This is a genomic window from Bacteroides rodentium JCM 16496 (assembly GCF_000614125.1).
Lineage (GTDB): Bacteria > Bacteroidota > Bacteroidia > Bacteroidales > Bacteroidaceae > Bacteroides > Bacteroides rodentium.
The window spans coordinates 26503-51582 of sequence record NZ_BAKJ01000028.1; the positions used below are offsets into that span (position 1 = coordinate 26503).

Sequence of the window (25080 nt, forward strand, 5' to 3'; positions counted from 1 at the left end):
AAAAAAGGCTCCATTCCCAATTTGCAAAATAGGAAAGGAGCCTCCATTTTTAGTAGAGAACAAACGTGTTCAACAAGACTATCTACATTATTATCTTGATGAAACCACACTTTATCCTACCACACTGTAGATTCTAACATCTGGTGCTGCTTGGAAATAGGGTTTCAATTCTATCACGACGTCTTGATTAAAGAGGTCGGAAGTAAGGTAACCTTCTGCCTCTGCTAAAGAGGTAAATCCATGAAGAACCTGTACGTCATCTTCGCGCACAAGCAACTGCTTGCTTACTGCCCCGGCAATGTTGTCGAGGAATGGTTGACGATACTTAGTGTACACTGCTGCTGCGGCAGTACGGTCGCTTTCATTCACCTTCATTGTGATTTCAAGGAAAGCTCCAATCTTTTTTTCTGTTGCCATATTTATTTTTAATTTTAGACGATGCAAAATTAGGGTATTCTTAAACCACACTAACTGTAGAAAAAGGAGAAAGAATGGTAAATTTAAGAAATCGGCAAAAGATGATGTGTATTGGTATATGAATTTACCATTACACTACTTGAATTTACCACTGATTTTCATTAAGAATGAGCTATCTTTGTATTCAAATTAAGAATAACATTCTCTTTGTTATGAAAAAAAACGAATCGTTGCCTTTATATCGGCTGAATGAAACAGAAAAATCCAATATCCAATTCGAACTATTGGATATGACAGAATTCTTTGCTACCAACGGGAACCACCCGTTTGAAGCACATTTGCATGGATTTTATCAGATTTTATGGTTTAAGGATGGTTATGGTATACATTCTGTTGATTTCAAAGAATACCCTATACGCAACAATTCAATGTTTTTTATATCACCTGGTCAAATACATTTTTTCGACAAAGAGAACAGGCAAAAAGGTATAATTTTGCATTTTAATGAAAGTTTTCTTTCGGATGAAGGCAGTAGCGAAAATGTATTTCTGAAATATAATATATTCAACGCATTTGATATGGTTCCATATTTTGACATTTCGGAAACTGTTGCGGAAAGCCTTGATTGTATCGTTAGAATGATGGACAACGAGGTTGCAAACGGGGAGGTGTTTGCTCATAGAGATTATTTGAAATATTTGGTAAAACTATTTCTGATTGAAATACAACGTGCAGGAAATAGAGGGAAAGGAAATACATTGTGTGTTAATAATTCATCTAATCGCACTTTTATTAGATTTCGTCAAATGCTGGAACATCATTATAAACAAATGCACACAGTAAAGGAGTATGCGAACCATTTGAATGTTTCTGTAAAAACCCTAACAAACAGTGTGTACGAAAGTTCTCATTCCACGCCTCTGAAAATCATTAATGATAGAATTATATTGGAGGCGAAAAGGCAATTGTTTTACTCAGATCTTAAAGTCAAAGAAATTGCATTTTTACTGGGGTTTGAAGATCCTTCATATTTTGTGAAATTCTTCAAACGTCAAACGGGAACATTACCTGTCGAGTTCAGAGAGATTTATTAAAAACATATATATCCATGAATATCATTTATAAAAATTCTAAAGATTTCACAGAAGAACAGATTGAAGAATTGTTCTTGTCTGTTAATTGGTTATCAGGAAAATATCCACATCGTTTGACAAATGCTCTGAAGAAGTCACAGACAGTAATCACGGCGTGGGATGAAAATAAACTTGTCGGACTGATTCGTGCTTTAGATGACGGAGGAATGGTTGCATACCTCCATTATCTTTTAGTTCATCCTGACTATCAAGGAAATGGCATTGCATCCAAACTATTAAACAAGGTAAAAGATAAATATAAAGATTTTTTATACATCAACCTAATGCCAGATGAAAGTAAGAATATTTCATTCTATAAAAAACACGGTTTTAGTATTTTAGAGGATGGCGCAGCCATGCAAATAAGACATCTATAATAACAGACTTCTTAAATGCTGGTGTCCATTGCAATTAATTATTGATGGACACCAGCATTTTATTTTCAGTTTTTTTGGTCAGCCCTCATCCTCGGGTAAGGGCTAATATGTTTGGCTATTGATATGAACTATGTTCTATTATAAAGACAGGTAGTAAGGGTGATTACAACCTCATCCCCCGTTTGCGCTTCTTCTTCCTGCGCAATATCTCCGCCATTTCCTGATTGGCTTCCACATCGGTAGCGTTGCCGGATGAACCGTAACCATTCAGCAATCCCAATGAGCCGCTGAAAAGCTCACCTCTTACAGTGTTGGAAGTTACGCTTGGCGTATCTGCTGTATAGGTTTTCGGCTTTAGGTTCATGCGTTCCTCATGCCGGTTGCGCTGTAAGGCTGCATCAATCTTGGAATAGCTGAAACGCCTGTCCACTTTGGAGCCGTTGAAGTGGTAACCGTTCATGGTGAAAATCACGCCCTGCACTTCATTTGTCTGCCCCTTGTGCTTGAAGCGGACTTTCACGCCCTGACGGTGCAGGTTGGCGACAAGCACGTCCCAGTTGCCGCACCTGCCGACTTCCGTTTTCAGTATGTCGTACAGCCTGTACTTCGTCCTGTCAGGCTCTTTCAGCCGGTTGCGCTTGACGTTTTCCTTGCCACCAGCCATATGCAGACCGTATTTCAAGGTAAGTTCTTTGCAGATACGGGTGCTGCGCAACCGTTCGTTTCTGTCCGATATTGTACTGCCGTCATTGCCTATGCGGTTGAAGGCGATATGCACGTGCGGATGCTCCTTGTCGAAGTGGCGGGCGATGAAGAACTGCGTGTCGCGCATGCCCATCTTCTCCATGTATTCAAGTGCTATCCCTGCCATAACACGGTTTGTTAGCCGAGGTTCGTCCTCTTTGGAGAAACTCAGGGCGATATGTCCGACAGGCTTCGCCACCTTGACGTTCATCTGCGACTGGATGTTGAAACTCATTGCGATGGTATCCTTGTTTTCCATGAACAAGCCCTCATGAGCCACTAACTGCACTCCCTTGTTCTTGTCAAGGATGTAGTCCACCACACCCTTGAAATTGCTGCCGTGTACGATTTTCGCCATCATATCCCTATCTTGGTTAAGAGTTCATGGATTCTTGCCACTGCAACCTTGCAGTCGTCACGTTCCTCATAGAAGCCCCCTGCATTCGCCTTGCGTGCAAGCTGGTTCAGGTTGTTAGCCATGCCGCACAGGTTACGCACATGGGCGGCATGTTCCTCCGACAGCCGTCCCTTCACATGACCGTTTCGGAAACACTCCCTCATGTATTCGCTCGATGACACTCCGGCTTCATACGCCCGTGTCATCAGACGGAAGTAGTCGGCAGCCGCCAGCTTCACCGCCACACGGTATGTCAGTTTCTCGGTTGCCCCTTTCTTCGGGCGACCGCCTTTGTTGTGTTTCTTGTCTTCCTTATGTTCCATTTCTAAGTATTGTCAGTATAGTTAATGAATAGACCAACGGGATGCCGCCCCCTGATATTCGGGGGACGGGTGACAAGCGGTTTCGGGTGTCCCGAAACACAAACTTGCTACCCCACGATTCTAACCGAATCAATTTTGAGCAACTCCCGTTTTTTCTCGTTTGATGCTTTATAATCCGAACCCTTTTTTCTTCGGTTTAACGATGTTTCGGGGCGGTGGATTAACGGTTAAATTCTGCCGCTTGCCGCACAGAAAATCGTTCAGGTCTTTATGCCCGTGATAGTTGTGCGAGAAATCTCGGATGCATCCGTCAAACTCGATTGTCAGCTCTTGGTACGCTTTTCTCCCAGCCTTGTCATTGTCGAGCAGGCAGTGGATGCGCCCGTACCCGTGCAGCACGTCTATGGCTTTCGGCACGTTGGCGGTGGAGTTGAGAATGACATAATCCTGCCCGTCAAGATTGGGCATGGTCGGGCAGTTTCTCGTGCGGAGCGTGAGGAAAGAGAGATAATCCGTCATGCCCTCGAATACCAGACATTTCTCCCTCGGTTCTCCCGACTGCCGGATGTGGCTGATGTCTTTCGGTGCGATGCATCCCTTGAAAAATTGGTTACGCACTTCAAACCCTCCTGCCACATTTGGGAAGCCGATGGCGAAATAAGGTTTGCCGTTATGGATGAAGTGCAGTTCCTTACATTCCGGCTTCGCCAGTACGGTGTCTATCCCACGTTCCTGCAAGTAGCGGAGCAATGCCGGATGCGTGAGTTCCCTGACCTCCAGCTGTTGGAAGGATGGTTCGGATGCCTGTTGGTGAAAGGAAAAAGAAACGGGGCGGACGTGTGGAGCCTGTTCCGCTATCTTACGGAGCAGATAAGACACATGGTCGGAAAAATAGAGTTCCTGCGCCAGTGCGATGATGTTGCCACCTTTACCCAGCCCATAGTCGAACCACAGGTTGCGGTTAGTGTTCACCTTGAATGACGCTTCTTTCTCCTGCCGGAAAGGTGATTTGTACCACAGGCTTTCGCCTTGCTGTTTTACGGGCGAATAGCCCAGACTTTGCAGATAGTCTGCAATGTTGATTTGTTTTGCTTCTTGTATGGTCATAATGTATATTCCTACGGATTTGATGATAGTTGATAAAACGATGTTTTGATGATTCGCATATTTAATGTATTGATATATAGAATTATATACTCTCATCATACATTCATCAAATTGCTTGCGAAAAGAGAAAATCATCATTTGCGATGTCGGCATGGGCTGTCCGTACTGTTTTCTCTTTTCATCAGCATCTTATTCTTGATTAAGGTTTGATGATGATATATTCTACTGATATTCAATACTATTATATTCTTATTCATCAATTCATCAAAAAAGAATCATAGTGTTTCCAAAAACTCTCTTGTCACTGTGTAGAACCGCCCTGTCGTACGTTTGGGCGCATAGCGGCACTCTCTCGTGTAATCCACCTGATAGGTGGTATATGTGAGGGTATTGTGGGCTGGTTTCAGCTTCCAACGCTCCTGCAAGACCCTCCGCACTTGATACTTTTCTACCTTGACATGCGAATTTGCCAACAAGACAAGAATGTCATCGGGGCAGAACGAGAAAGTATCCATACCGACCCTGTCCATAATGTCAAGGATAAGTTCGTGCATCTCTATCTCCAATCTGTTGCGGTTGCTGCGGATGATGCGCTGCAAGGCTTCGGTATGCAGCAGTGAGGGAGCGAACCACATACGGCTTTTCTTTTCGGTGGATAACTGCCTATACTGCAAATGGTGGAGAAAAGCAGGTATCTCGGCTTTTAGCTTTTGCAGGAAGTCGGTATCATCCGACTGCAAGTGGTCTATCCTGCGCACCCAATAGCGTGTTTCCCCTGCCTCAATGATGACGGGCAGGTACTCGTTGTTTGAACACAGCACGAACTTGGCGAAGAAGGCTATCTCGTCACGGTCTTTGCCTTTGGCTTCCACCTTGTATGAGAGTGTCGTGCTCAGGTTCTTCAACCTCTCGCTGTCCTCCCTGCGGCTCAGCAGCACTTCATCCACCACGATAAGGAGCTTCCCTGCCCAGTCGGAATTGAACTGGCTACGGAAATCCTCGTTGGTGTTGAACGTCACGTTGTTCTGAAACAGGGCTTTCAAGAAGTTCAGAAATGTGCTTTTACCCGTGTTCCGTTCCTCCGATACCAACAGCAGAATGGGTAGTTTCTGTATGGGCTGCAAGTAGAGCAGTTGCAGATAGTCCATCCCCAACTCGTATTGCTCCCCGAAGATGTGTTCCACCAATGAGCGGATAGAGGGAAAATCGCCCTCCATCGGCTTGTGGTCTATCGGTTCGTAGAGGTTGAGGAACTTGCCGATTACTGACTGATAGCTCACGTGTTCGGGTACGGTGCAGAAGCCGTCATACTTCGGCACGTTGGCAAGATAGTGTTTGCCGTAGTCCTGCCGGAGCGTCTCGTTGTTCCACACGATGCGTTTCTTCACATAGCCCCCGTTCAGGCGGGGCTGGTTCACCAATTTGTAGAGGGTTGTACCCACTCGGATGAACTCCTCCTTTGCCATGCCGCTGTTCGTAGGCGGTCGGTGGCTGCCTTTCGATTCTTTAGCTGTCATTTTCATTCGATTTTAGTTTGGTAAAATGTCAGCCACAAAAGTATAGGCATTTATCGGATAGGCTGATACGCAAATCGCAGCAGAACGCAGCAAAAAATACTTTGCAATCAAAAAGTGAGCAATCCGTGGATAAAAAACGAGTGAAAAAGCAAAAACAAGCCCGAAGAAGCACCATTTCAATGGCTGTTTCTTCGGGTTTTTGTGTTATACGTATTAATGGTAATACGGTAAGACGTTTGTTCAACTTACCACTAATACGTTTTATCAGCAATACGTATTACTGATAATACCTTTTATCGGCAATAGATTGGCATATAGATGTTTGTAGATTTTGCGGTTACAATCACAACATAATTCATGCCTGATACTGTGATGCGTTCATGCCATTGACACCCAGCGAAAAGAAGATGCTTGTTTTCTCTTTTCGCAAGTACAGTCTTTCAAGAACGGCATTGCGCACTTGTTCCGCACCAAAAGTATTGATGCGGAAAGCGAGTGCAATCACCATCGGGAACCTGAACACATCGGCATGATAACCGTTCTCCAATCGGATATACTTCTGAACCTCGTATTCTTTCAGGACACCGCTTTTATATATGGCTCTGATGGCAGCACGAAGTGTCGGGGCAATCACCCCGAACAGTTCCACCAATTCAGGCTCGTTCATCCAAATGTCAGCGACATTATCCGGCATAATGATGTTGCCGGATTCACCCATTATTATGATACCTCTTATCATATTCATCTCTATCTATATTTTATACCAGTTTCATCTTATCACCGATTTTTCTTTCAAGAACGGACAAGTCCTTATCCAGTTTTTCGGTAGTTATCTTTGCGTAATGCTGGGTGGTGGTGATTTTGGTATGTCCCAAAATCTTGCTTACGCTTTCAATCGGCATACCGTTTGAGATAGCCATCACCGCATACGAATGGCGGCTCATGTGGAAGGTCAACCGCTTGTTTATCCCACATTCTTCCGCAATCTGTTTCAGCAGGACATTTGTCCAGCCGTTACGGTAAACATTGAACAGACGGTTGCCACAACGGAACGGTTCGTAACGGTCAATGATTTTACGGGCACTCTCCATCAGTTTCACACGGAACGGTATCTTCGTTTTCTGACGTGCCGATGAAATCCAAAGGCTGTCGTTTATGGTGACAAGGTTGTCGGTGGTCAGGTTCTTTATATCAATGAACGAGATTCCCGTCAGACACCCGAAGACAAAAATATCCCGTACCTGCGTCAGGGCAGGATCGTTGAAACGGTGTGACATCAGCGTCTGTACTTCATCCTCCGTCAAGAACTCACGTTCTTTCGTCCCTCCGCTGACACGGCAGTTGGCGAAAGGGTCTCTCGGTATCATCCCGTTCTTGTGCGCATGGGAAACGATGGACTTCAATGTCGTGCAATATAGTTTGACGGTGGACTGTTGGACTCCCACTTCGTTACGGAGATAGATGCAATACTGGTTCATGAAATCTTCTGTCAGCTCGTTCATGCCGAGGTCATTGCGCTTGTAGTAATACTTGATGAAATTGGCAACATGGGTACGGGCTATCGTGTGCTTGTAGTATGTCTCCTTGACCCTGTCCTTACCTATGCGCTTGGCGAAGTCCTCGTTATGCTTGTCAAAGGCACGAAGCACGGTTTCATATTCCGTGCCGATACCCTGATAGGCGTTCCGAACCATCTCTGCCGTCACATACGCCTCCTTGTCCGATATGCGTTGGTAATGCTTGATGATTTGCGCCTTGATGTTGTCGAGGGCATAGTTGATGTCACGGGCTTCCTTGCTTTTGCCCTTCACCTTGTTCGCCTTGGTGTCCCACTGCTCAACCGCAATGGAATACTTACAACTGAACTGTGCCTGTGTCCCGTTGATTGTCACTCGTCCCATGATGGGGACAATGCCGTTTTTCTCCTTGCTTCTGTTCACGAAGAACAGGATTTTGAATGTTGCTCTCATACCGTTCTTTTTTGGTTGCAAATTTAGTTTCACATGCGCTAAATGGCTGAAAGCAAACCTACGCAAAACGGCGCAAAACAAACACAAGGTTATCAAATATGCAAAATTGCAGGGTTACGATTTGGAAACCTAACCGTTTCTGCGATATGCATAACTTTACGTTTTACCAATTCTGCAAAGCAATGAAGAATGTAGCATAAACCACTGACAAAGAATTATTTGTCTATCAGTGACTTTTGTTGGCATAAATCGAGTTTTATTTTATTGAAAGAAACGATTGGAAATGAAGGTGGGACTATGAAACCTCGTTTCGATATGGGAGAGTTGAAAAAGGAGCATGTCGATGCCATGAAAGCCCGGGATAAACCTTTCTATGGAAACAGAAATGCGGATGCTTCATGGGACGATATTGACATTCTTGATTTCTACGGTGAGGATTCTTTGTTAATCAGGCATTTTGAAGATACTGAGGGTAAAATCATCGGATTCATAGGTTTTGCAGGCAGGGAGGAAGAGACCTGTCTCACGGAAGAGGAGTTGCAAATCATTCATCTCTTGCTGGGCTCGTTCTCTAAGGAAATTGCGGTCAGGGAATATAAGGAAAGAGAAGTGAGGGCCAGCAATACATTAGGCAGTATCATGAATAATATGGGCGTTGATATTTACGTCAACTCTTTCGATTCCCACGATATGTTGTATGCCAATAGGTCTATGGCGGAACCATATGGCGGTATCGAGCATTTCTGGGGGAAAAAATGCTGGGAGGCCCTCTACTCGGATAAGACGGGGGAGTGTGAGTTCTGCCCAAAGAGGCATTTGATAGATGAAAACGGACACCCTACCAAAGTCTATTCGTGGGATTATCAACGGCCATTTGACAAGTGTTGGTTTCGCGTGTTCAGTGCAGCCTTTGCTTGGGTGGACGGGCAGATGGCGCATGTCATTACCAGTGTGGATATCGACCATCAGAAAAAGATAGAGGAGGAATTGCGGATCGCCAAGGATAAGGCCGAACATCTGGACCGCTTGAAGTCTGCTTTCCTGGCCAATATGAGTCATGAAATCCGTACTCCGCTCAATTCCATTGTCGGTTTTGCAAGCATCATTGCCGAACTGGACGATAGGGAAGAACGCCAGGAATACCTTGCCATCATGCAGGAGAATACGGAACTGCTCTTGCAACTGATATCCGACATTCTGGATTTGGCAAAGATAGAAGCGGGAACACTCGATTATAATATGGGGTATGTGGATGTCAGTGACTTCTGTAAGGATGTGATGCGCAACTATGATATAAAGGAAGACAAGGCTGTGCCGGTTCTGTTGGCTCCCGACTTGCCCGATTACCGTATCTATACCGACAAGAAACGTCTGATGCAGGTGGTCACCAATTTTATAAACAACGCTTTGAAGTTCACCAGTGAAGGGCAAATCCTTTTGGAATATCATCCGGTGGAAGGTACCGGTCAGATAGAGTTTTCTGTGACGGACACCGGTATGGGTATTGCTCCGGATGCCGTGGCTACTGTGTTCGACCGCTTTGTAAAGCTCAATACCTTTGCGAAGGGCACGGGTTTAGGCTTGTCTATCTGTAAAAGTATCATTGAGCATCTTGGCGGGACTATCGGTGCTGAGTCGGAATTGGGAGTCGGCAGCCGTTTTTGGTTCAGGCATCCGTGTGCCGAATGATTTTGTTTTATTGTTCGATGTATGTCATATATTCGTCGTAACTGATATGCCTGCCTCCCATTGTTTTGAGGTGAGGGGTTTCGAACTGGCAATCTATCATGACGCTCCATGTTCCCTGAAGAATTGGGCCAGATGGATGAGGGCCAGCTTCGAGGCGCTGGGAACGAGTGAGAACATGCTCTCTCCAAAGAAACAACGTCCCAGGGTCACTCCGTACAGCCCACCTACCAATTGCTCTTCTTCCCATACTTCCACGCTGGCGGCGAATCCTTGTTCGTGCAGGTGTGTATAGGCTTTCATCATCTCCTTTCCGAGCCAGGCGCCTTCTTGTTCCATCCGTAACTCCCCGCAGGCTTGTATGACGTCACTGAAAGCTTCGTTAAAGGTGACCTCGTACTTTCCTTTGTTGATGAGCGTACGCATGGAGTGGGAGATATGGATTTCGTCCGGAAAGATGACGAAACGGTCCATCGGGCACCACCATTGTATCAGTTCTTCCCGAAAGGCGTACCAGGGGAATATGCCGTTGGAGTACGCCAGGATAAGGCGGTCGATGGATAGGTCACCGCCCACGGCGAGCAATCCGTCGGGGTCGCCGTAGTGAGGGTCGGGGAAAGCAAGTTTATCCGTCAGTTGAAAGACCATATCGTTATTCGGTTGCGGGTTGTAGTTTCAATGCTCCGTTTTCCACTTGCACGCGGACTTTTCCTCCTGCCTTCAATGTGCCGAACAGAATTTCTCGCATCAACAAGGGTTTCAGGTGAGCAGCTATCACGCGGTCCATCTCCCGGGCGCCGTATTCGGGGATAAATCCCCGTTGGAGCAGCCATTCGTGTGCTTCCTGGCTCAATTCCATTTCCACCTGGCGGGAAGACAGCTTGCTGCCTAGTTCTCCGAGTTTCTTGTCGAGGATAAGTGATGCCATCGGGCGGTCCATGTCATGGAAGACTACCGTGGCAGAGAGGCGGTTGATGAATTCGGGCTTAAAGGTTTTCTTTACTTGTTTCAGCATGGCTTCTCCGGCGGTGACCTGACTGTTGAAGCCGATGGACGCTTGGCGGGCATATTGTGCTCCGGCATTGGAGGTCATGATGAGGACTACGTGGCGGCAGTCGGCTTTCCGCCCTTTGTTGTCGGTCAGTACGGCATAGTCCATTACTTGCAGCAGGATGTTGAATACGTCGGGATGCGCTTTTTCTATTTCATCGAGCAGTAACACGCAGTTTGGGGTCTTGCGTATGGCGTCGGTCAGCAGGCCGCCGTCCTCGTAACCCACGTAGCCGGCAGGCGAGCCAATCAGTTTGGCTACGGTATGCTTTTCGGTATATTCGCTCATGTCGAAACGTTGTAGGGCGATGCCCAGCTCGGCGGCGAGCACTTTGGCTACTTCGGTTTTTCCTACTCCGGTGGGGCCTACAAAGAGCAGGCTTGCCAGCGGTTTGTTTTCGTCCAGCAGTCCTGCTTTGGACATTTGTACAGCTTCCACCACCTGACGGACGGCTTCTTCCTGCCCGTAGATGCGGGAGCTGATGCGTTCGTGCAGGCTTTCCAAGGCGACGGTGTCGTCCTCTTTCATGGCAAGGGCATTGACTTTGCAGGTACGTGCCAGTATGTCGGTTATCAGTGCCTTGTCCACGGTCTGTTCTCCGGAGTCTGTGGGATGTATTTCCCGGTAAGCTCCTGCTTCGTCCACCAGGTCGATGGCTTTGTCGGGCAGGAAACGGTCGCTGATGTAGCGGGCGCTTGCCTTTACGGCGTAGGGGATGACGTCGAGCTCGTAGGTGACGCCGTGGTAGGTTTCGTATTTCTCTTTCAGACCTTCTACGATATGTATGGCTTCTTCAATGCTCGGTTCCAGTATGTCTATCTGCTGGAAGCGGCGTACCAGTCCCTTGCTGCGTGCGAAGTAGCGGTTGTACTCGTCGTAGGTGGTGGAGCCGATGAAACGTATTGCCCCGGTTTCCAGATAGGGCTTCAGCATGTTGGAGGCATCCATGGAGCCTTCGCCCGTGCGTCCGGCGCCTATCAGGTTGTGTATCTCGTCGATGTAGACGATGGCATTTCCCTCACGACCGATGCCTTCCATGATACTTTTCAGCCGCTTCTCGAAATCGCCGCGATATTGTGTGCCTGCCAGTAGACTGCCCAAGTCCAGCTCATAAATGCGGAAGCCGGCAAGCCGTTCGGGAACGTTGCCCGCTTCGATACGGGCGGCAAGCCCATAGGCAAGGGCTGTTTTGCCTACGCCGGGTTCGCCCACATGCAACGGGTTGTTCTTTTCTTTGCGGCAGAGCACTTGTATGGTTCGCTCCAACTCCATCTCCCTGCCGATAAGCGGGTTGTGGTCTGCCAGGCGGTCGTTGAGGCAGGTCACGTAGTTACGCCACGGTTCTGTTTTCTCTTGTTCATCGGGGGATTGTACACCGCCTGCTTCTTCTGCCAGCTCAGCTTCCTCGTAGTGGGTAATGAGCAGACTGAGGAATTCGGGCAGGTCGCCGCCGACTGCTTCCTTCAGGAAATGGCATGCCCAGGAATCTTCCAGTTGCAGCAAGCCTTGTATCAGATGGGGAACACCCAGCTCTTCGGCGCTGGAATACTCTGTCACCATGTAGGCATGTTGCAGGAGTGAGCTGAGCTGGGCGGAAAGTCCCAACTCGTATTCCACATTATCGGGGATAGTTTCCACTTCTTCCGTCAGATAGTTTTCCAGCGAGATGCTGAGCTCCACATAATTGTAGAAGGTATCTTGCAGGGTGTGGATGAATGGGTCTTGCTCTATGATGCGCTCAGCAGATGTTCGGGCATGATGAACTCGTGCCGGTAAGACTCGGCTTTTCTTTGTGCGGAAGCGAATGCTTGGTTTACGAATATCGTATTTTTTATATCCATATTGTTTCTTTCTTCTTATTCTTCTTCCTCCGGGGTGACGGTGAGCCGGAGGGGGAAACCTTCATTGCGTGCCATGCGGGTGGCTTTCTGTACTTTGGAGTGGGCGATGTCGTATGAGTAGATGCCCACTACCGCGGAGTTGCTCTTGTGCACCTGCAGCATCAGTGTTTCCGCTTCTACCGATGATTTGTAAAAGACGGTGGTGAGTACCTTTACCACAAACTCCATGGTGGTGAAGTCATCATTGTAGATGGTGACTTTGAAGCGTCGGGGTTCCCGTAATTCTATGCGTTCTTTTTCTTTGAAAGAAGATTGCTGTTGTTCCATTTCTTTTTAAAAACTACTATTAAGACATTGTTCTACCGTTGTGTGGGCAACGAAAACTCTTGCCAGTCATATTCGTCTCCGTACTCGTCGGCTATGGCTATGCGTATGGTGACGTTACCCGTCTTTATCCGTTCTCCGGCACTGATGTTGGCGGTGTATTTCACACCGTTGTGCGGAGTTATTTGCTCTATCATGACCGACGGCGATATGTAAATACGCTTCATGCCCGTGGTTTCCGCCACCACCGGCACTACGTTGTAGGCTGTTTTGTTTCCTTCGTTCATGATTTCAAAAATCACTTTACAGTTTTCGCCCGAATTGATGACGTGGTCGCGGCTGTCGTCAATGAAACGTATATTCCGTATCCTCAGGTGGTCGATGGCCGATGCTTGCGGCTGTCTTCCGGATTGCGGGGGATAGGGCTGTGTCCTTTCTATCCGGTAGCTGTACTCCTCCTGCTTTTTGGGGGCTGTGGCTGCATTGGCAATGGCAGCTCCCGCAATAGTTCCTATGATGGTGCCGATGGCGGAACCCCGGTATCCTCCTCGCCAGCCTCCGTTACTGTCACCTATCAGCCCGCCGATGGCACCGCCTACATTACTTCCGATGGCAGCTCCTGCGAGCACTGCGTTAGGGTCGCCTGCAGCCATCTGGCTTGTGCCGCATCCGCTGAGGATGATGGTTGCTGCCAGGATTCCTATAAAAGACTTTTTCATGTGCATATCCTATAATTATTATGTTGGACAGATTGTTTTATAAAAGGGCTATTCCCAGTAAATCATCTTTTTGGTCATGCCTCCGTCAATGGTTATGTTTTCGCCATTGATGAAGTCGTTTTCGTCTTGACATAGGAATACGCACATACGGGCAATATCTTCCGGTTTGCCAACCCGTCCGGAGGGGTGTTGCGAATGGTCTTCTGCCCGTAATTGTTCATAATCGTGTGTCTGAATCCAGCCCGGAGAGATGGAGTTGACCGTGATATGCCACTCTGCAAGCGATAAAGCCAACGCATGCGTCAACGAATAGATGCCTCCTTTGGAAGCTGCATATCCTTCACTGCCCGGTTCACTCATCAGATAGCGCGTAGAACAGAGATTAATGATTCTTCCGTAGGTATTCGTGTTGTTTTGACTTTTGCGGTGTACTGCCAACGCATGTGAAGTAATGAATACCGGACGTAAATTCACAGACAATATTTTATCGAACGTCTCCACACTCGTTTCTGTGATGGGAGAGAATTCACTGATGCCGGCATTGTTTATAATAATGTCAATATCTCCCCATTCCTTGAAAATATTTTGCAGGCACAGTTCCAATGCTTCTTTGCTGTTTAGGTCGACGGGATAGAATTGTGCTCCGGTGGCTTGGGCGGTTTGCTGCCCTTTCAGTTCATTCTTGTCACAAAAGGCTACTTGGTAATTAAGCTTGCAGAAGGCTTCTACAATGGCTTTGCCAATACCCCCTGCACCTCCGGTAACGAAAACTTTCTTTCCGTCTTTTTTGAGGGGAAGTGTCGGCTTATGTAGCGTTTGTGCCTTACCGGATTTTTTCGCTTTCTCCCAAGCTGCTTTGCGTGCCTGGTATTGTTCGTACTGATTTTCAAGATAATTATCGGCCATATATGTTTCCGGTTTTATTGTTTAACGTTTCCATATATCCTTTGTAACTGCTATCTGTATTTAGCCTTAATCTCCGGCAATGCTTCTGTATATCGCTGATGCGGCGTGTGTCGCTGGGGTGTGTGCTCATCAGTTCGGGCACTTTGGCGCTGCTGCCTGCCGACATCTTCTGCCAGAACTTGATTGCTACGTCTGGATTATATCCTGCCATGCGCATGAAAATGAGTCCCATGTAGTCGGCTTCCGTTTCGTGTTTGCGGGAGAAAGGCAGCATTACTCCGTATTGTGCACCGACGCCATATACTTGATTGGCAATGGTCTGCATAGCGGCACTTTTTTGTGACAGCGATTGGTTCAATATTTGTGCACCGTATTGTGCCAGTATTTGTTGGCTCATGCGTTCATTGCTATGTTTAGCTACGGCGTGTGCCACTTCGTGGCCGATGACTACCGCCAGTTCGTCGTCCGAGGAAACCAATTTCATCAGTCCTTCATATACTACGATTTTTCCACCGGGCATGCAGAAAGCGTTTACCTGATTATCCTTTACCAGATTGAATTCCCATGAGAAGTTTTTCACTTCATCGGCCAGTCCGTTCTGTTTCAGGTATTGCTCGGTGGCGGCTGCAATCCTTTTTCCAACGCGTGTCACCATAGCCGATTGTGCCGCGGAGTTTGACTTGGGAGCACTCTTCATATAGTCCTTATACTGCGTCAGGCTGGAGGTCAATACTTCCTGGTCCGACACTAAAAGCACTTGTTTCCGTCCGGTGACGGGTACGGAGCCACATCCTGCCAGCATAAGCAGTGAAGCGGCCAATACTGCAATTTGTTTCTTCATATCAATTGTTTTTACACGATTCAACCAGTCTTTCTATCCATGCTTTGAACCGTGGACATTTCTCTATTATCTTGGCAAATCCGACTTCCAATGCAATTAAGTTACCCTCCAATACCTTGTCATAATCATCCTTGATTGTTATGATTCGTTTGGAAGGCGCACCTTTGGGAGTTGTATTGAGATGTCGTCGATATTGTGCTCATCAATCCAAGCTGCCAGTTCTTCTGTATCAAGTCTGTGGAATACGGTTTGCTTGTTTTCTTCCTTGGTATAGCATACGTTCGATGCCTCCTCGGCTGAGAATGTAGCTCCCCAAACGCTGGTTCAGCATGGCTTGCACCAACTCAAAGAAAGAGACGAAGTTACTCTTTCCTACACCGTTGGAGCCTATCAATACGTTCAGGTTGTTTAACTTAATCTTTGCTTTACGGATAGATTTGTAGTTTTCTATAAAGATTTGTTCTATCATACTCAATGCTTTTATTCCACAAACATAGATAAAAATCTTCGATTTTTACGTTAGTTGTGATAAAAAGTCAAGCCCTTCGGAAGATTTCTTGCCTAATATCCTTTGAATTAGTGGTAGTTAGAGTCGTAGGAATAGACGGTCGTTGCACAAAGTGTGTCCCAAGGTTGGGGATATGCGTCCCAAGCCTTGGTTTTCTATCCCAAGCCTTGGGATAGAAAAACCAAGGGCTAAAACAGAACTATTTCCCTATCTTCTCCAACTTTATCCCCTGCACTTGGAATGTTTTTCATTGATACTTCAGAAGTTTTTTGCCATAGTTTGACGGGTGATTTATATGAAGTTTATCCCAAAAAGCATTATCTTTGCCGCTGGAGTGAAGGCTGGCGGCAACGCCCGCCTTCCATAAATTAGTGAATTTAAAAACAACGTATTAGTAACATAGTGAAGCATTAGCTATTATTTCGCGTTCTGCTAAAAGCGTAGGAAACTTTTAAGAGATATAAGAACAACCGAAGATAATAGGTAAGGGACATTCCGTATAGGATGAACCGTCCACTCTAATTATAGAAGTGCTCACAACCTGGATTGGGTGTGGGTATCTTATTTAGAGTGGAGAGGTTTCATTTCCTACGCTACCTCGCAGAACGCAATAAGAAGGCTCACACCCTTCTTATATCTTATAGTATAGACAGATGCGGGGCATAAGAAGCGTGTATGGGATTTGATGGCTGCTGCTCCATGATAAACAACAGTCCCACATGGAAAACAACGGATTGAAAGCCTACACCGAAGAGTTGCTCAAGCAGGGCGGCTATGCCACCGAAGACGGCTACGGTCTGCGCATCCCCCAATTGCTGGAAGATGTCAACGCCTTGAAGCCCGAACTGATTGCCAAGCTCTTGGCAGACGAAAAAACTCGCGCCGCCTTCTTCAAACAGATAGGCGAAGCAACGGTGTTCAACGAACGCGCCTTCAAGGAATTCATCAACTACAGTTCATCCCATAACTCTTATTCTGCATATTTGGGTCAACAAATCGGGTTGTATCTGGGCGACAGCTCCCTGATGGATAGGGGAGAAGTGGTGCTGAACTTCCCTTTCAAAGATTGCGTACTCGAAGGCGGTCAAAGCACCGAGGAGGGCACGGATGCTTCATTCGGTTTCGATGCCGGTAGCAAGGATTACAAAGAGACGTTGAACAAACGGCGTGAAGTGTTTTACAACGAAGTGCTGGCTCGCGATGAGATAGACCAGCTCTTTGCTCCCAAAGCGTTTACCCATGCCCGGTGTTATGATAGCGAGGGCGAGCATCCCGTAACGGATTTTCATCGGGATGAAAACGGGATGATTACCGACAATTTGCTTATCAAAGGGAACAACCTGCTGGCTCTGCACTCCCTGCAAAAGGAGTTTGCGGGGAGGGTGAAGCTGATTTATATTGACCCGCCGTACAATACGGGGAAAGATGGTTTTAAATATAATGATTCCTTTAGCCATTCTTCATGGTTATCCTTCATGAAGAACAGACTTGAAATAGCCAAAAACTTATTAAGTAATGATGGGTTGATAGTATTGTCTATTGATACAAGTAGAAGTAACGCCAATGGGATTGTTGGTACACCAGAGATGCCATATCTGCATATCTTACTAGATGAGGTGTTTGGTCGTAAGAATTTTATAGGAAACTTGCATTGGAAGAAAAAGAAACAGCCTTCTTTTTTATCTAGAATTGCAGGAGTAATGGAATCTATTCTTATTTATGCAAAAGATGAATCATGTGTCGACAAATTACAATTAGGACAGACTTCAGATAGTACTAAACGTATAGATAATGCGGACAATAATATATCAATACGAGAAATACCTGCTGGAATCCGGTTTATGGGTGTTGATAACTACTTCATCAAATCAGGAGATTATAAAAACAAAACAATGACTACCACATTTTTGGATGATGTAGTAATTAAAAATGGTAGGACTATCAACTCATTTCGTGCAAAGGCAAAATATCGGGTCAGTCAGAAAGAAATTGATAAATTTTGTTCTAATGATTTGATGTACATAACAGAAAGATGCTCTTTTAGGCGATTCAAAACAAAGGAAGAGGAATTGTCAGGAAAGACCATCACGGATTTGTTATTGGATTGGGGGCAAAATCAAGATGCAACAGATGAATTGCGAAAATTGTTCAACATCGATAATGATGAAAAGGCATTTGATAATCCAAAACCAGAGTTATTAATCGGTAATATCATTCTTTCAATGTCAGAAGAAAATGATATAATACTGGATTATCACTTAGGCAGCGGCACCACCGCCGCCGTTGCCCACAAGCTCAACCGACAATATATCGGAATTGAACAAATGGACTATATTGAAAGCCTATGTCTTACCCGTCTCCAAAAAGTCATCTCTGGCGAGCAGGGCGGCATTTCCAAATCCGTCCATTGGCAAGGCGGCGGTTCCTTTGTCTATCTGGAACTTGCCAAGAAGAACGAGCAGGCCATGGAACTGATTACCGCCACACGGAGCTACGATGAACTGGTTGCGTTGTTCACCACCCTGAGTCAACGCTATTTCCTGCACTACAACCTCAACGTGAAAGAGTTTGAAGAACGGGTGATGCGCGAAGATACCTTCAAAGCCTTGCCTTTGGAACGGCAGAAAGAAATCTTTGCCCGTATGCTCGACCTCAACCAAATGTGGGTGAACCGTGACGAGATGAATGATGAGCAATTCGGGCTTACCTCCGAAGACATCGTGTTGACAGATAACTTCTACAAACAATTATAAGCGTATGGTACTCTATCAAACCTTGAAGGAAAAGGCATTCGACTTGGGACTCACCAAGCCGCACCCCAAGGATTACGCCTATATCACCGACAACCTGCGTTATCCTCTCTTTGAATGGCAACGCACGGCTTTGGAAAACTTTCTGCTCAATGAGCAAATCCGCAAGCAGAAAGGCGAGGCGGACACGCCCAATCATCTGATGTTCAACATGGCCACCGGTTCGGGAAAAACCTTGCTGATGGCCGCCTTACTGCTCTATTACTACAAGCAGGGCTACCGCAACTTCATCTTCTTTGTGAACCAAACGGTGATAGTGGGCAAAACGCAGGAGAACTTCATACAGAAGTCTCATCCCAAGTATTTGTTCAGCGATACGATTCACATAGACGGACAGGTGGTGAACATCCGCGGGGTGGACGTGTTCAGCAGTTATACCGATGATTTGCAAATAAAGTTCACTTCCATTCAGAAACTCCACAACGAAATCTATAAGGAGGGAGAAAACGCTTTGATCCTCAGTGACCTCCAGCGTAGGGACATTGTGCTGATGGGCGATGAAGCCCACCACCTGAACAGCCTGACGAGGGCAAATGTTTTGAGCGATGCTTTTGAAAAGGAACTGACCGACCGGAGTGCCGCCGGTGACGTGGAGCGTTCGTGGGAGGCCACCGTGAGCTGGCATCTGCTGTACAAAGGCTGGAAAGGACAAGAAAAGGAACAACAACACGGCAACCGCAATGTGCTGCTCGAATTTACCGCCACCATCCCTGCCGATGAAGCCGTCCGAAAGAAATACGAGGACAAGTTGATTGCCAAGTTCGACCTCAAAGACTTCGTACTGAAGAAGGGTACCAAGGAGCTGAACTTGATTTCCTCTTCCTACGATGTGAGGAAACGCATCTTGCAGGCATTGCTTTTCAACTGGTATCGCCACCGCATCGCATTGAAATACGGGATAGAAAATTTCAAACCCGTAATGCTTTTCCGTAGCCGCACCATCGAGGAGTCCAACCAAGCATACACCGATTTCTTGAAACTGATAAAGGAACTTCAGCCGCAGGATTTCTGCTTTGTGGACGAGCCTATCGTGAAGGCTGACCTCTTTGATGGCGAAGAAACCTACAGGCGCGGTGCCAGTAGCTGATAGACATTCGCCGCTTCATAAGGGAGGAGGGCATCTCCAAGCAGGAGATAGTGGAATATCTGCAAGACAACTTTACTGGACGTAATGTGCTGGTGACCAACAGCAAGAGCAACAAGACCAAGACGGAGAAAACCGATGAGGACATCAACCGCCTGCTCAACAGTCTGGAGGAGCGAACCAATCCCATCCGGGGCATCTTCACCGTGCAACGCCTCACCGAGGGATGGGATGTGAAGAACCTCTACGACATAGTGCGCCTCTACAACGGGCGCGATGAGACCACCACCAAGACCGGAGCGCGGAAAAGCGGCAGCAACACCACTTCGGAGATACAGCTCATAGGTCGTGGCGTGCGCTATTTCCCGTTTCCGGTAAATGGGGTGACGGGTAATAGGCGTAGGTTTGATGATGACTTGACGAACGAGCTTCGTGTGCTCGAAGAGTTTTATTTCCATAGCGAAAACGAGCACCGCTACATCAGCGAGTTGATAAGGGGACTGAAGGAAAAAGGCATCGTGACAGACCGACGCAAGAACTACCGCTTCAGCATCAAGCCTGATGTGAAGAAAGATTTGGAGAACACTCTCCTATTCGTAAACGAACGCATAGAAAATCCCAATCGAAAACGGGCAGAGTTTCCATCAGATAACTGGTCGTTTGTCTATCGGTTGGATTCTGATACCGTGGAAGAGTCGAAACCTGACTTTGAATCGGAAAGTGACGAGCGCGAAATACGCATGGTCACTACAACCGACAGCACTACGATTACCCGCGCATTTTCCCAATTTGAGCGGCACATCGCCTACAAGGCTTGGCGGGTGGCAACGATGAAAGCCGATTCCCTGCTGAAGTTCGACCATCTGCGCCAACGATTCCGGGTGCAAGGCATGAAAGAGTTCTTCGGGCAATACCTAGGCAACCTGAGCATCAGCATCGTATGCGGAAAAGAGACATCGTCCCTCCATCAAATATCGAACAAGGACAAACTGAAAATCCTTATCCGGTTCTTCCAAAAGGTGGAGGCGGAGATAGACGTTTTCGACCAGCCTTATGTGGGGAGCAAATTCCATCTAAAACGGCTCAGTGATTGTTTTCCCGATACAAAAGAGAAGCTGATAGACGAGAACAAGGAGGGAAGAGAGGAGAACCTTCGGTTGGCCCAAGACTTGAAAGAAAAAGAGTGGTATGCTTTGGACAACTTTTGGGGTACCAGTGAGGAGCGTTCGTTAATAGAACTCATCAAAGGCTATATAGGCAATTTGAAGAGCAGCTACGACCATGTGACTTTGTTGCGCAATGAGGAAGTCTATAAGATTTACAACGACCGGGGAGAAGCTTTCGAGCCGGACTTCCTCTTGCTGCTCAACAAACTGGACGGGCGCAAACTCTATATGCAGGTGTTCATAGAACCGAAGGGTGACGGATTGCTGGAAAAGGATGCGTGGAAAGAACGGTTCTTGGCCGACATCACCGCCAGATATGGAATGAAGCATGTTGTAGTGGAAAGCAACAACGACTATGTGCTGATAGGGTTACCTTTTTATAATGCAAACCATAAGAAAGAGGAGTTTACAAGAGAGTTTGAACAAACATTAGGCTTTTTGTAGATTCGTGAGGTAAAGCCGGAACCACTGAATCCAGTAATTCCGGCTGTACCGTTCTTTCTTATAAGTAAGGATGGACTATTTCACCTGGATGATGTCATAATTCAAGTCACTCACTGCCTCCTGCAGGCTGTCGTTGACAAGGCGCAGGGTCGTGTCGTTCACTACTACGAAGTACACCGGAGTGTCCCCGTCGTTCGGGGTCAGCTTGATGGCTGTTTTCTTCTTGTTGTCGACGTCTTTCTGGATAACTTCTTTCTTCCCTTTGGAAGTAAAGCTCTTGTTCTTTCCGGGGCCTTCGGCATCCAGATAAGTTGTTACCAGCGTGTAGCCGCTTTCTCCGTCGGGACCTACACTGTCTACGCTCAATACATACTGGATGCCCGGACCGTCGGCGGCAGGAAGGATTCCTTCGTATACGGCTACGGCAGACGAGTCATTGCCGGCAACAGCCATTACACTTTCGTCCATGGCGACGGCGTCATTGTTCTGAGTTCCTTTTGATTGGCAGGATACCAATGCAGCGGCAAGGGCTGCAATCATCATTACTTTTTTCATTGCTTTAATGGTTTAAGTTAATTATAAAGACGCAATAGCGTTTGTTATTCATCTTCTTCTTTCTTGATGACGAGCAGCTTGTCCACCCGTCCGCGGTCCATATCCACCACTTCGAAGTCCAGGTTTTTGTAGCTGAACAAGTCTCCGGCTTTCGGCACCCGTCCTATCAGGAACATGGCAAGACCGCTCAAGGTGGTGAAGTCTTCTTCTTTCAGGTCATCATAATTCATAATGCCCATCACCTCCATAAAGTCATCCAGATTCATGGAAGCTTCCACCAGCATGGAACCGTCCTGACGGACAACGATTTCCTCTTCTTCCGTTTCATTCTCTTCGAGGATGTCTCCGAAGATACTTTCCGTCAAATCGTGCAGGGTGATGATACCTTCTGTATTTCCATACTCGTCTACAACAACTCCGAACTTGTTTTTGTTCTTCTTAAACAGCTCTAAAACTTTCTTTGCATACAAACTTTCCGGAATAAACAAAGCAGGGCGTGCAATACTACGTAAGTTGAAGGGTTGTTCGCCGCCCATCATCAAGATGATATCCTTTACGGAAACCACACCGATAATCTCGTCTTTTCCTCGCTCCACCAGGAGATATTTGCTGAAGTGTTCTTCGTGGATGATACGCAGCACCTCTTCCGGTGTGTCTGTGGGATGGAGTACAACGATGTCGCGGCGATAGGTCATCAGGTCATTCGCTCTTTTGTCCGAGAAGCGGAACACGTCACGCAACATTTCCGTTTCGTCTTTGTCGATGACGCCTTGTTCCGAGCTTTGGTGCAGAATCATCTTCAGTTCGTCTTGTGTCATTTGGCGTTCCTCGCCGCTGTTCAGTCCGATGAGTTTGTTCATCAGTTTGGTGGAAGCGCTCAGCAGGCATACAAACGGATAGGAAATCTTGGTCAGCACAATCATGAAGGGGCTGAGCATGGTGGCCCATCGTTCCGGATTGTTCAAGGCGATGGACTTGGGCACCAGCTCGCCTATGATGAGCGACAGATAGGTGATGATGGCTACTACGGTAATCATGGCGAGAGTCTTGGCATAGGCGGCTGCTCCCGGAATGAGGAGGAACAGCGGTTCTACGTCATCAGCGATGGTGGCACCACCATAGGCACCGGATACGATACCGATAAGGGTAATACCGATTTGGATGGTAGAGAGGAACTTTTCGGGCTCTTCCAGTTGTTTCAATACTCCTTTGGCTCTTTTGTTTCCTTTTCCGACAAGAGTTTCAAGACGTGCTTTACTTGAGGAGACTAAGGCGATTTCATACATGGCAAAAATGCCGTTCAAAATAAGTAAAAGTAAAATGATAATAAATTCCATAGTGGATTTTGAATAGTTTGTGAGGCAAAGATAATGATTTTTCAGTATTTATTGTTAATATTGCCATCCGTTAGAAAAAATAAACAATAAATAGATGAAAAAAAGAATTATTGCCTTGGGGCTTTTGTGGTGTCTGTCTGCCGTAATGTTGCAGGCGGCACGTGTAGACACGGTACTGGTGAGAAGTGCAGCCATGAATAAGGATGTAAAAGTTGTGTATGTATTGCCTGATAAGGTATCGGCAAGCAGGCTTGTCCGGTGGTTTATCTGTTGCATGGTTATAGCGGCAATGCGCGGAGCTGGGTACAGCTGAAACCGGAATTGCCGCAGATGGCGGATGAGAAAGGAATCATATTTGTATGTCCGGACGGCAAGAACAGTTGGTATTGGGACAGTCCGAAGAATCCTGCCTACCGTTATGAGACTTTTGTCACCTCGGAACTGGTGAAGTATACTGACGGACATTATGCTACCATTCCCGATAGAAAGGCACGTGCCATCAGTGGCCTCAGTATGGGCGGCCACGGTGCTTTGTGGAGTGCTATCCGCCATAAGGATGTGTTCGGTGCGGCGGGCAGTATGAGTGGAGGAGTGGATATACGGCCGTTCCCCCAGAATTGGGAAATGAGCAAGCAGTTGGGAGAGTTTGCTGCCAACAAGGCATCTTGGGATGCGCATACGGTGGTCAACCAGCTGGATAAGATTGTAAATGGAGACTTGGCGCTAATCATCGACTGCGGTGAGGCCGATTTCTTTCTTGAAGTGAACAAGGACCTGCACAAGCGCCTATTGGAACACAAGATAGACCATGACTTCATTACCCGTCCCGGTGGACATTCCGGAACGTATTGGAACAACTCCATAGACTATCACGTCCTTTTCTTCGACAAGTTCTTCAAGAAGTAAGTAACTTATTATTCGATGGTATAGTTCACGGTGCGCGTGTAGTTCTGCTCGTAGCCGTTCCTTATATGCCTGACGACTGCATGGCAGGAAGTGACGATACCCCGGTTATCCAACGTATAAGTATAGGTGGTGGTCTCTTCACTTTCTCCGTTGCTGTCCGGGATGAGTTGGGTAATCAGATAGTTTGTAGGTTCTCCCAATATCTTCCCGTATATGGCAACCGCATGCATGGAAAGCGGATACATGTCCGTAATGAATAGGCTTGGTATTTCGGAGATATTTGCAATTTCATCGCCTGATGGTGTGGTAGCCGTACTATTGTGCTCAAAAGTGTCTACCTTTTGCTGTATGCGCAATGCCCGGAAGTTGCTGTAGTCTATTGTGATGGATGAGTATTCTTTTCCGTCGTCCAGCTTTTCTGTGATGTTTTCCAGATAGTATTTGTCTTCGGTGTTGATGAGGTAGGAGAAGGTGTAAGTACGGGTATTTCCTGCCATATCCTGACTGGTACAAGTGGTGGCATAGCCTTTGTCATTCAGTGTGTAGGTTGATACTGTACCCGCTTCGTCGGTTATCACGGCTTGATGGTCCTTGTATTCGACGGTAGTGGTATTTTCTATCTCGAAGAGTTCATCTCCTGCTGTAAAGCTCTGTTTGCCGGTGTAGCCGGTCAGCCTGCCTGCACTGTTGTAAAGGTAGGTGTGGGTGGCAGTAACCGGTTGCGCATCGCTCTCTATCACTTCTTTTAGCTCGATTTTGGAGAAAGGAGTGGTGGGGTAGGTTGACGGCTCCGGTTCTGGCGTATCACTGCCATTGTTATCATCGCTGCAAGCTGCCAGTCCACAGAGAAGCAGCAGGCTGAAGATGATTCCCGAAAATCGGGTGGTGATTGTAACTCTTCTGTTTAGTTTCATCCT

At 46.8% G+C, this 25080-nt stretch carries 20 protein-coding genes and 5 pseudogenes; 7 read left to right on the forward strand and 18 right to left on the reverse strand.

Translation table 11 applies throughout. The features are described 5' to 3' along the window. Positions 1 to 111 precede the first annotated feature (111 nt). Positions 112 to 417, reverse strand: coding sequence for a hypothetical protein (locus tag JCM16496_RS13035; RefSeq protein ID WP_128809595.1), 306 nt, complete (start codon positions 415 to 417; stop codon positions 112 to 114). A gap of 212 nt (positions 418 to 629) precedes the next feature. Between JCM16496_RS13035 and JCM16496_RS13040 the strand changes: the two genes are divergently transcribed. Then, a complete protein-coding gene (locus JCM16496_RS13040) occupies positions 630 to 1511 on the forward strand; it encodes a helix-turn-helix domain-containing protein (protein WP_025834793.1) in 882 nt (293 codons plus the stop codon). A 14-nt stretch (positions 1512 to 1525) separates the two neighbouring features. After that, entirely contained in the window at positions 1526 to 1927 is a 402-nt protein-coding gene (locus JCM16496_RS13045; protein WP_025834795.1) for a GNAT family N-acetyltransferase, read from the forward strand. Between the two features lie 163 nt (positions 1928 to 2090). Here JCM16496_RS13045 and JCM16496_RS13050 read toward each other — a convergent pair whose 3' ends face one another. The 6 genes from JCM16496_RS13050 to JCM16496_RS13075 all read right to left on the reverse strand — a co-directional run bounded on the left by JCM16496_RS13050 (position 2091) and on the right by JCM16496_RS13075 (position 7985). After that, complete coding sequence (locus JCM16496_RS13050; protein WP_025834797.1) at positions 2091 to 3032, reverse strand: relaxase/mobilization nuclease domain-containing protein; 942 nt, start codon at positions 3030 to 3032, stop codon at positions 2091 to 2093. Beyond that, positions 3029 to 3391, reverse strand: a complete 363-nt coding sequence (locus JCM16496_RS13055) for a MobC family plasmid mobilization relaxosome protein (protein WP_025834799.1) — start codon at positions 3389 to 3391, stop codon at positions 3029 to 3031. Before JCM16496_RS13055 ends, JCM16496_RS13050 begins: the two co-directional genes overlap by 4 nt. A 168-nt stretch (positions 3392 to 3559) precedes the next feature. Further along, a complete protein-coding gene (locus JCM16496_RS13060; RefSeq protein WP_025834800.1) occupies positions 3560 to 4498 on the reverse strand; it encodes a DUF8464 domain-containing protein in 939 nt (312 codons plus the stop codon). Between the two features lie 275 nt (positions 4499 to 4773). Then, positions 4774 to 6015 (reverse strand): primase-helicase family protein, encoded by a 1242-nt coding sequence (locus tag JCM16496_RS13065; RefSeq protein ID WP_128809602.1) that lies wholly within the window; start codon positions 6013 to 6015, stop codon positions 4774 to 4776. A gap of 355 nt (positions 6016 to 6370) precedes the next feature. Continuing rightward, on the reverse strand, positions 6371 to 6760 hold the full coding sequence (locus JCM16496_RS13070; protein ID WP_025834804.1) for a virulence RhuM family protein: 390 nt from the start codon (positions 6758 to 6760) through the stop codon (positions 6371 to 6373). A gap of 13 nt (positions 6761 to 6773) precedes the next feature. After that, entirely contained in the window at positions 6774 to 7985 is a 1212-nt protein-coding gene (locus tag JCM16496_RS13075) for a site-specific integrase (RefSeq protein WP_025834806.1), read from the reverse strand. 348 nt (positions 7986 to 8333) lie between these two features. Here JCM16496_RS13075 and JCM16496_RS13080 point away from each other — a divergent pair, with 348 nt between their 5' ends. Further along, complete coding sequence (locus tag JCM16496_RS13080; RefSeq protein WP_025834808.1) at positions 8334 to 9674, forward strand: sensor histidine kinase; 1341 nt, start codon at positions 8334 to 8336, stop codon at positions 9672 to 9674. Between the two features lie 7 nt (positions 9675 to 9681). Here the strand turns inward: JCM16496_RS13080 and aat are convergent. From aat to JCM16496_RS13115, 8 genes and pseudogenes are all read right to left on the reverse strand, one after another. After that, positions 9682 to 10319 (reverse strand): annotated as a pseudogene (gene aat / locus JCM16496_RS13085) (leucyl/phenylalanyl-tRNA--protein transferase). 4 nt (positions 10320 to 10323) lie between these two features. After that, positions 10324 to 12563: pseudogene (locus JCM16496_RS13090) on the reverse strand (AAA family ATPase). Positions 12564 to 12578: 15 nt separating this feature from the next. Beyond that, positions 12579 to 12890 (reverse strand): ATP-dependent Clp protease adaptor ClpS, encoded by a 312-nt coding sequence (locus JCM16496_RS13095; protein WP_008663802.1) that lies wholly within the window; start codon positions 12888 to 12890, stop codon positions 12579 to 12581. Between the two features lie 32 nt (positions 12891 to 12922). After that, the gene (locus JCM16496_RS13100; protein WP_128809596.1) at positions 12923 to 13612 is read right to left on the reverse strand and encodes a glycine zipper 2TM domain-containing protein; all 690 of its coding nucleotides are present in this window, start codon (positions 13610 to 13612) and stop codon (positions 12923 to 12925) included. 42 nt (positions 13613 to 13654) lie between these two features. Then, on the reverse strand, positions 13655 to 14512 hold the full coding sequence (locus JCM16496_RS13105; RefSeq protein ID WP_025834812.1) for an SDR family NAD(P)-dependent oxidoreductase: 858 nt from the start codon (positions 14510 to 14512) through the stop codon (positions 13655 to 13657). Positions 14513 to 14562: 50 nt separating this feature from the next. Beyond that, positions 14563 to 15353, reverse strand: a pseudogene (locus tag JCM16496_RS13110) (M48 family metallopeptidase). Position 15354: 1 nt separating this feature from the next. Beyond that, positions 15355 to 15525 (reverse strand): annotated as a pseudogene (locus JCM16496_RS24950) (DUF4276 family protein); the annotation flags it as partial. Positions 15526 to 15582: 57 nt separating this feature from the next. Then, entirely contained in the window at positions 15583 to 15822 is a 240-nt protein-coding gene (locus tag JCM16496_RS13115) for an AAA family ATPase (protein WP_025834814.1), read from the reverse strand. 758 nt (positions 15823 to 16580) lie between these two features. On the opposite strand from JCM16496_RS13115, the gene JCM16496_RS13120 reads away from it, so the two are divergent. Genes JCM16496_RS13120 through JCM16496_RS21925 form a run of 3 tightly spaced genes read left to right on the forward strand, consistent with a single transcriptional unit; the run spans position 16581 to position 21365 of the window. Beyond that, a complete protein-coding gene (locus JCM16496_RS13120) occupies positions 16581 to 18614 on the forward strand; it encodes a site-specific DNA-methyltransferase (RefSeq protein ID WP_025834816.1) in 2034 nt (677 codons plus the stop codon). A 4-nt stretch (positions 18615 to 18618) separates the two neighbouring features. Then, positions 18619 to 19758 (forward strand): DEAD/DEAH box helicase family protein, encoded by a 1140-nt coding sequence (locus JCM16496_RS21920; RefSeq protein ID WP_128809598.1) that lies wholly within the window; start codon positions 18619 to 18621, stop codon positions 19756 to 19758. Positions 19759 to 19808: 50 nt separating this feature from the next. Next, positions 19809 to 21365, forward strand: coding sequence for an HI_1054 family type III restriction endonuclease (locus JCM16496_RS21925; protein ID WP_128809599.1), 1557 nt, complete (start codon positions 19809 to 19811; stop codon positions 21363 to 21365). Positions 21366 to 21440: 75 nt separating this feature from the next. On the opposite strand, the gene JCM16496_RS13130 is transcribed toward JCM16496_RS21925, so the two are convergent. Further along, entirely contained in the window at positions 21441 to 21920 is a 480-nt protein-coding gene (locus JCM16496_RS13130) for a copper resistance protein NlpE N-terminal domain-containing protein (RefSeq protein WP_025834818.1), read from the reverse strand. A 44-nt stretch (positions 21921 to 21964) separates the two neighbouring features. Continuing rightward, positions 21965 to 23257 carry a hemolysin family protein gene (locus JCM16496_RS13135; RefSeq protein WP_025834819.1) on the reverse strand — a complete coding sequence of 431 codons (1293 nt, stop codon included), beginning with the start codon at positions 23255 to 23257 and terminating at the stop codon, positions 21965 to 21967. 94 nt (positions 23258 to 23351) lie between these two features. On the opposite strand from JCM16496_RS13135, the pseudogene JCM16496_RS13140 reads away from it, so the two are divergent. Continuing rightward, positions 23352 to 24163: pseudogene (locus JCM16496_RS13140) on the forward strand (alpha/beta hydrolase). Between the two features lie 8 nt (positions 24164 to 24171). On the opposite strand, the gene JCM16496_RS13145 reads toward JCM16496_RS13140, so the two are convergent. Then, the gene (locus tag JCM16496_RS13145; protein ID WP_025834820.1) at positions 24172 to 25077 is read right to left on the reverse strand and encodes a DUF4595 domain-containing protein; all 906 of its coding nucleotides are present in this window, start codon (positions 25075 to 25077) and stop codon (positions 24172 to 24174) included. Positions 25078 to 25080: the final 3 nt, after the last annotated feature.

What these genes read in the sequence shown, in the direction of transcription:
- JCM16496_RS13055 (WP_025834799.1), bottom strand. Translation starts at nt 3,391, where the DNA reads ATGGAACATAAGGAAGACAAGAAACACAACAAAGGCGGTCGCCCGAAG.
- JCM16496_RS21920 (WP_128809598.1), top strand. Translation starts at nt 18,619, where the DNA reads ATGGTACTCTATCAAACCTTGAAGGAAAAGGCATTCGACTTGGGACTC.
- JCM16496_RS13105 (WP_025834812.1), bottom strand. Translation starts at nt 14,512, where the DNA reads ATGGCCGATAATTATCTTGAAAATCAGTACGAACAATACCAGGCACGC.
- JCM16496_RS13035 (WP_128809595.1), bottom strand. Translation starts at nt 417, where the DNA reads ATGGCAACAGAAAAAAAGATTGGAGCTTTCCTTGAAATCACAATGAAG.
- JCM16496_RS13065 (WP_128809602.1), bottom strand. Translation starts at nt 6,015, where the DNA reads ATGACAGCTAAAGAATCGAAAGGCAGCCACCGACCGCCTACGAACAGC.
- JCM16496_RS13080 (WP_025834808.1), top strand. Translation starts at nt 8,334, where the DNA reads ATGAAAGCCCGGGATAAACCTTTCTATGGAAACAGAAATGCGGATGCT.
- JCM16496_RS13075 (WP_025834806.1), bottom strand. Translation starts at nt 7,985, where the DNA reads ATGAGAGCAACATTCAAAATCCTGTTCTTCGTGAACAGAAGCAAGGAG.
- JCM16496_RS13100 (WP_128809596.1), bottom strand. Translation starts at nt 13,612, where the DNA reads ATGCACATGAAAAAGTCTTTTATAGGAATCCTGGCAGCAACCATCATC.
- JCM16496_RS13040 (WP_025834793.1), top strand. Translation starts at nt 630, where the DNA reads ATGAAAAAAAACGAATCGTTGCCTTTATATCGGCTGAATGAAACAGAA.
- JCM16496_RS13120 (WP_025834816.1), top strand. Translation starts at nt 16,581, where the DNA reads ATGGAAAACAACGGATTGAAAGCCTACACCGAAGAGTTGCTCAAGCAG.
- JCM16496_RS13135 (WP_025834819.1), bottom strand. Translation starts at nt 23,257, where the DNA reads ATGGAATTTATTATCATTTTACTTTTACTTATTTTGAACGGCATTTTT.
- JCM16496_RS13145 (WP_025834820.1), bottom strand. Translation starts at nt 25,077, where the DNA reads ATGAAACTAAACAGAAGAGTTACAATCACCACCCGATTTTCGGGAATC.
- JCM16496_RS13115 (WP_025834814.1), bottom strand. Translation starts at nt 15,822, where the DNA reads ATGATAGAACAAATCTTTATAGAAAACTACAAATCTATCCGTAAAGCA.
- JCM16496_RS13060 (WP_025834800.1), bottom strand. Translation starts at nt 4,498, where the DNA reads ATGACCATACAAGAAGCAAAACAAATCAACATTGCAGACTATCTGCAA.
- JCM16496_RS13070 (WP_025834804.1), bottom strand. Translation starts at nt 6,760, where the DNA reads ATGAATATGATAAGAGGTATCATAATAATGGGTGAATCCGGCAACATC.
- JCM16496_RS13095 (WP_008663802.1), bottom strand. Translation starts at nt 12,890, where the DNA reads ATGGAACAACAGCAATCTTCTTTCAAAGAAAAAGAACGCATAGAATTA.
- JCM16496_RS13050 (WP_025834797.1), bottom strand. Translation starts at nt 3,032, where the DNA reads ATGATGGCGAAAATCGTACACGGCAGCAATTTCAAGGGTGTGGTGGAC.
- JCM16496_RS13045 (WP_025834795.1), top strand. Translation starts at nt 1,526, where the DNA reads ATGAATATCATTTATAAAAATTCTAAAGATTTCACAGAAGAACAGATT.
- JCM16496_RS13130 (WP_025834818.1), bottom strand. Translation starts at nt 21,920, where the DNA reads ATGAAAAAAGTAATGATGATTGCAGCCCTTGCCGCTGCATTGGTATCC.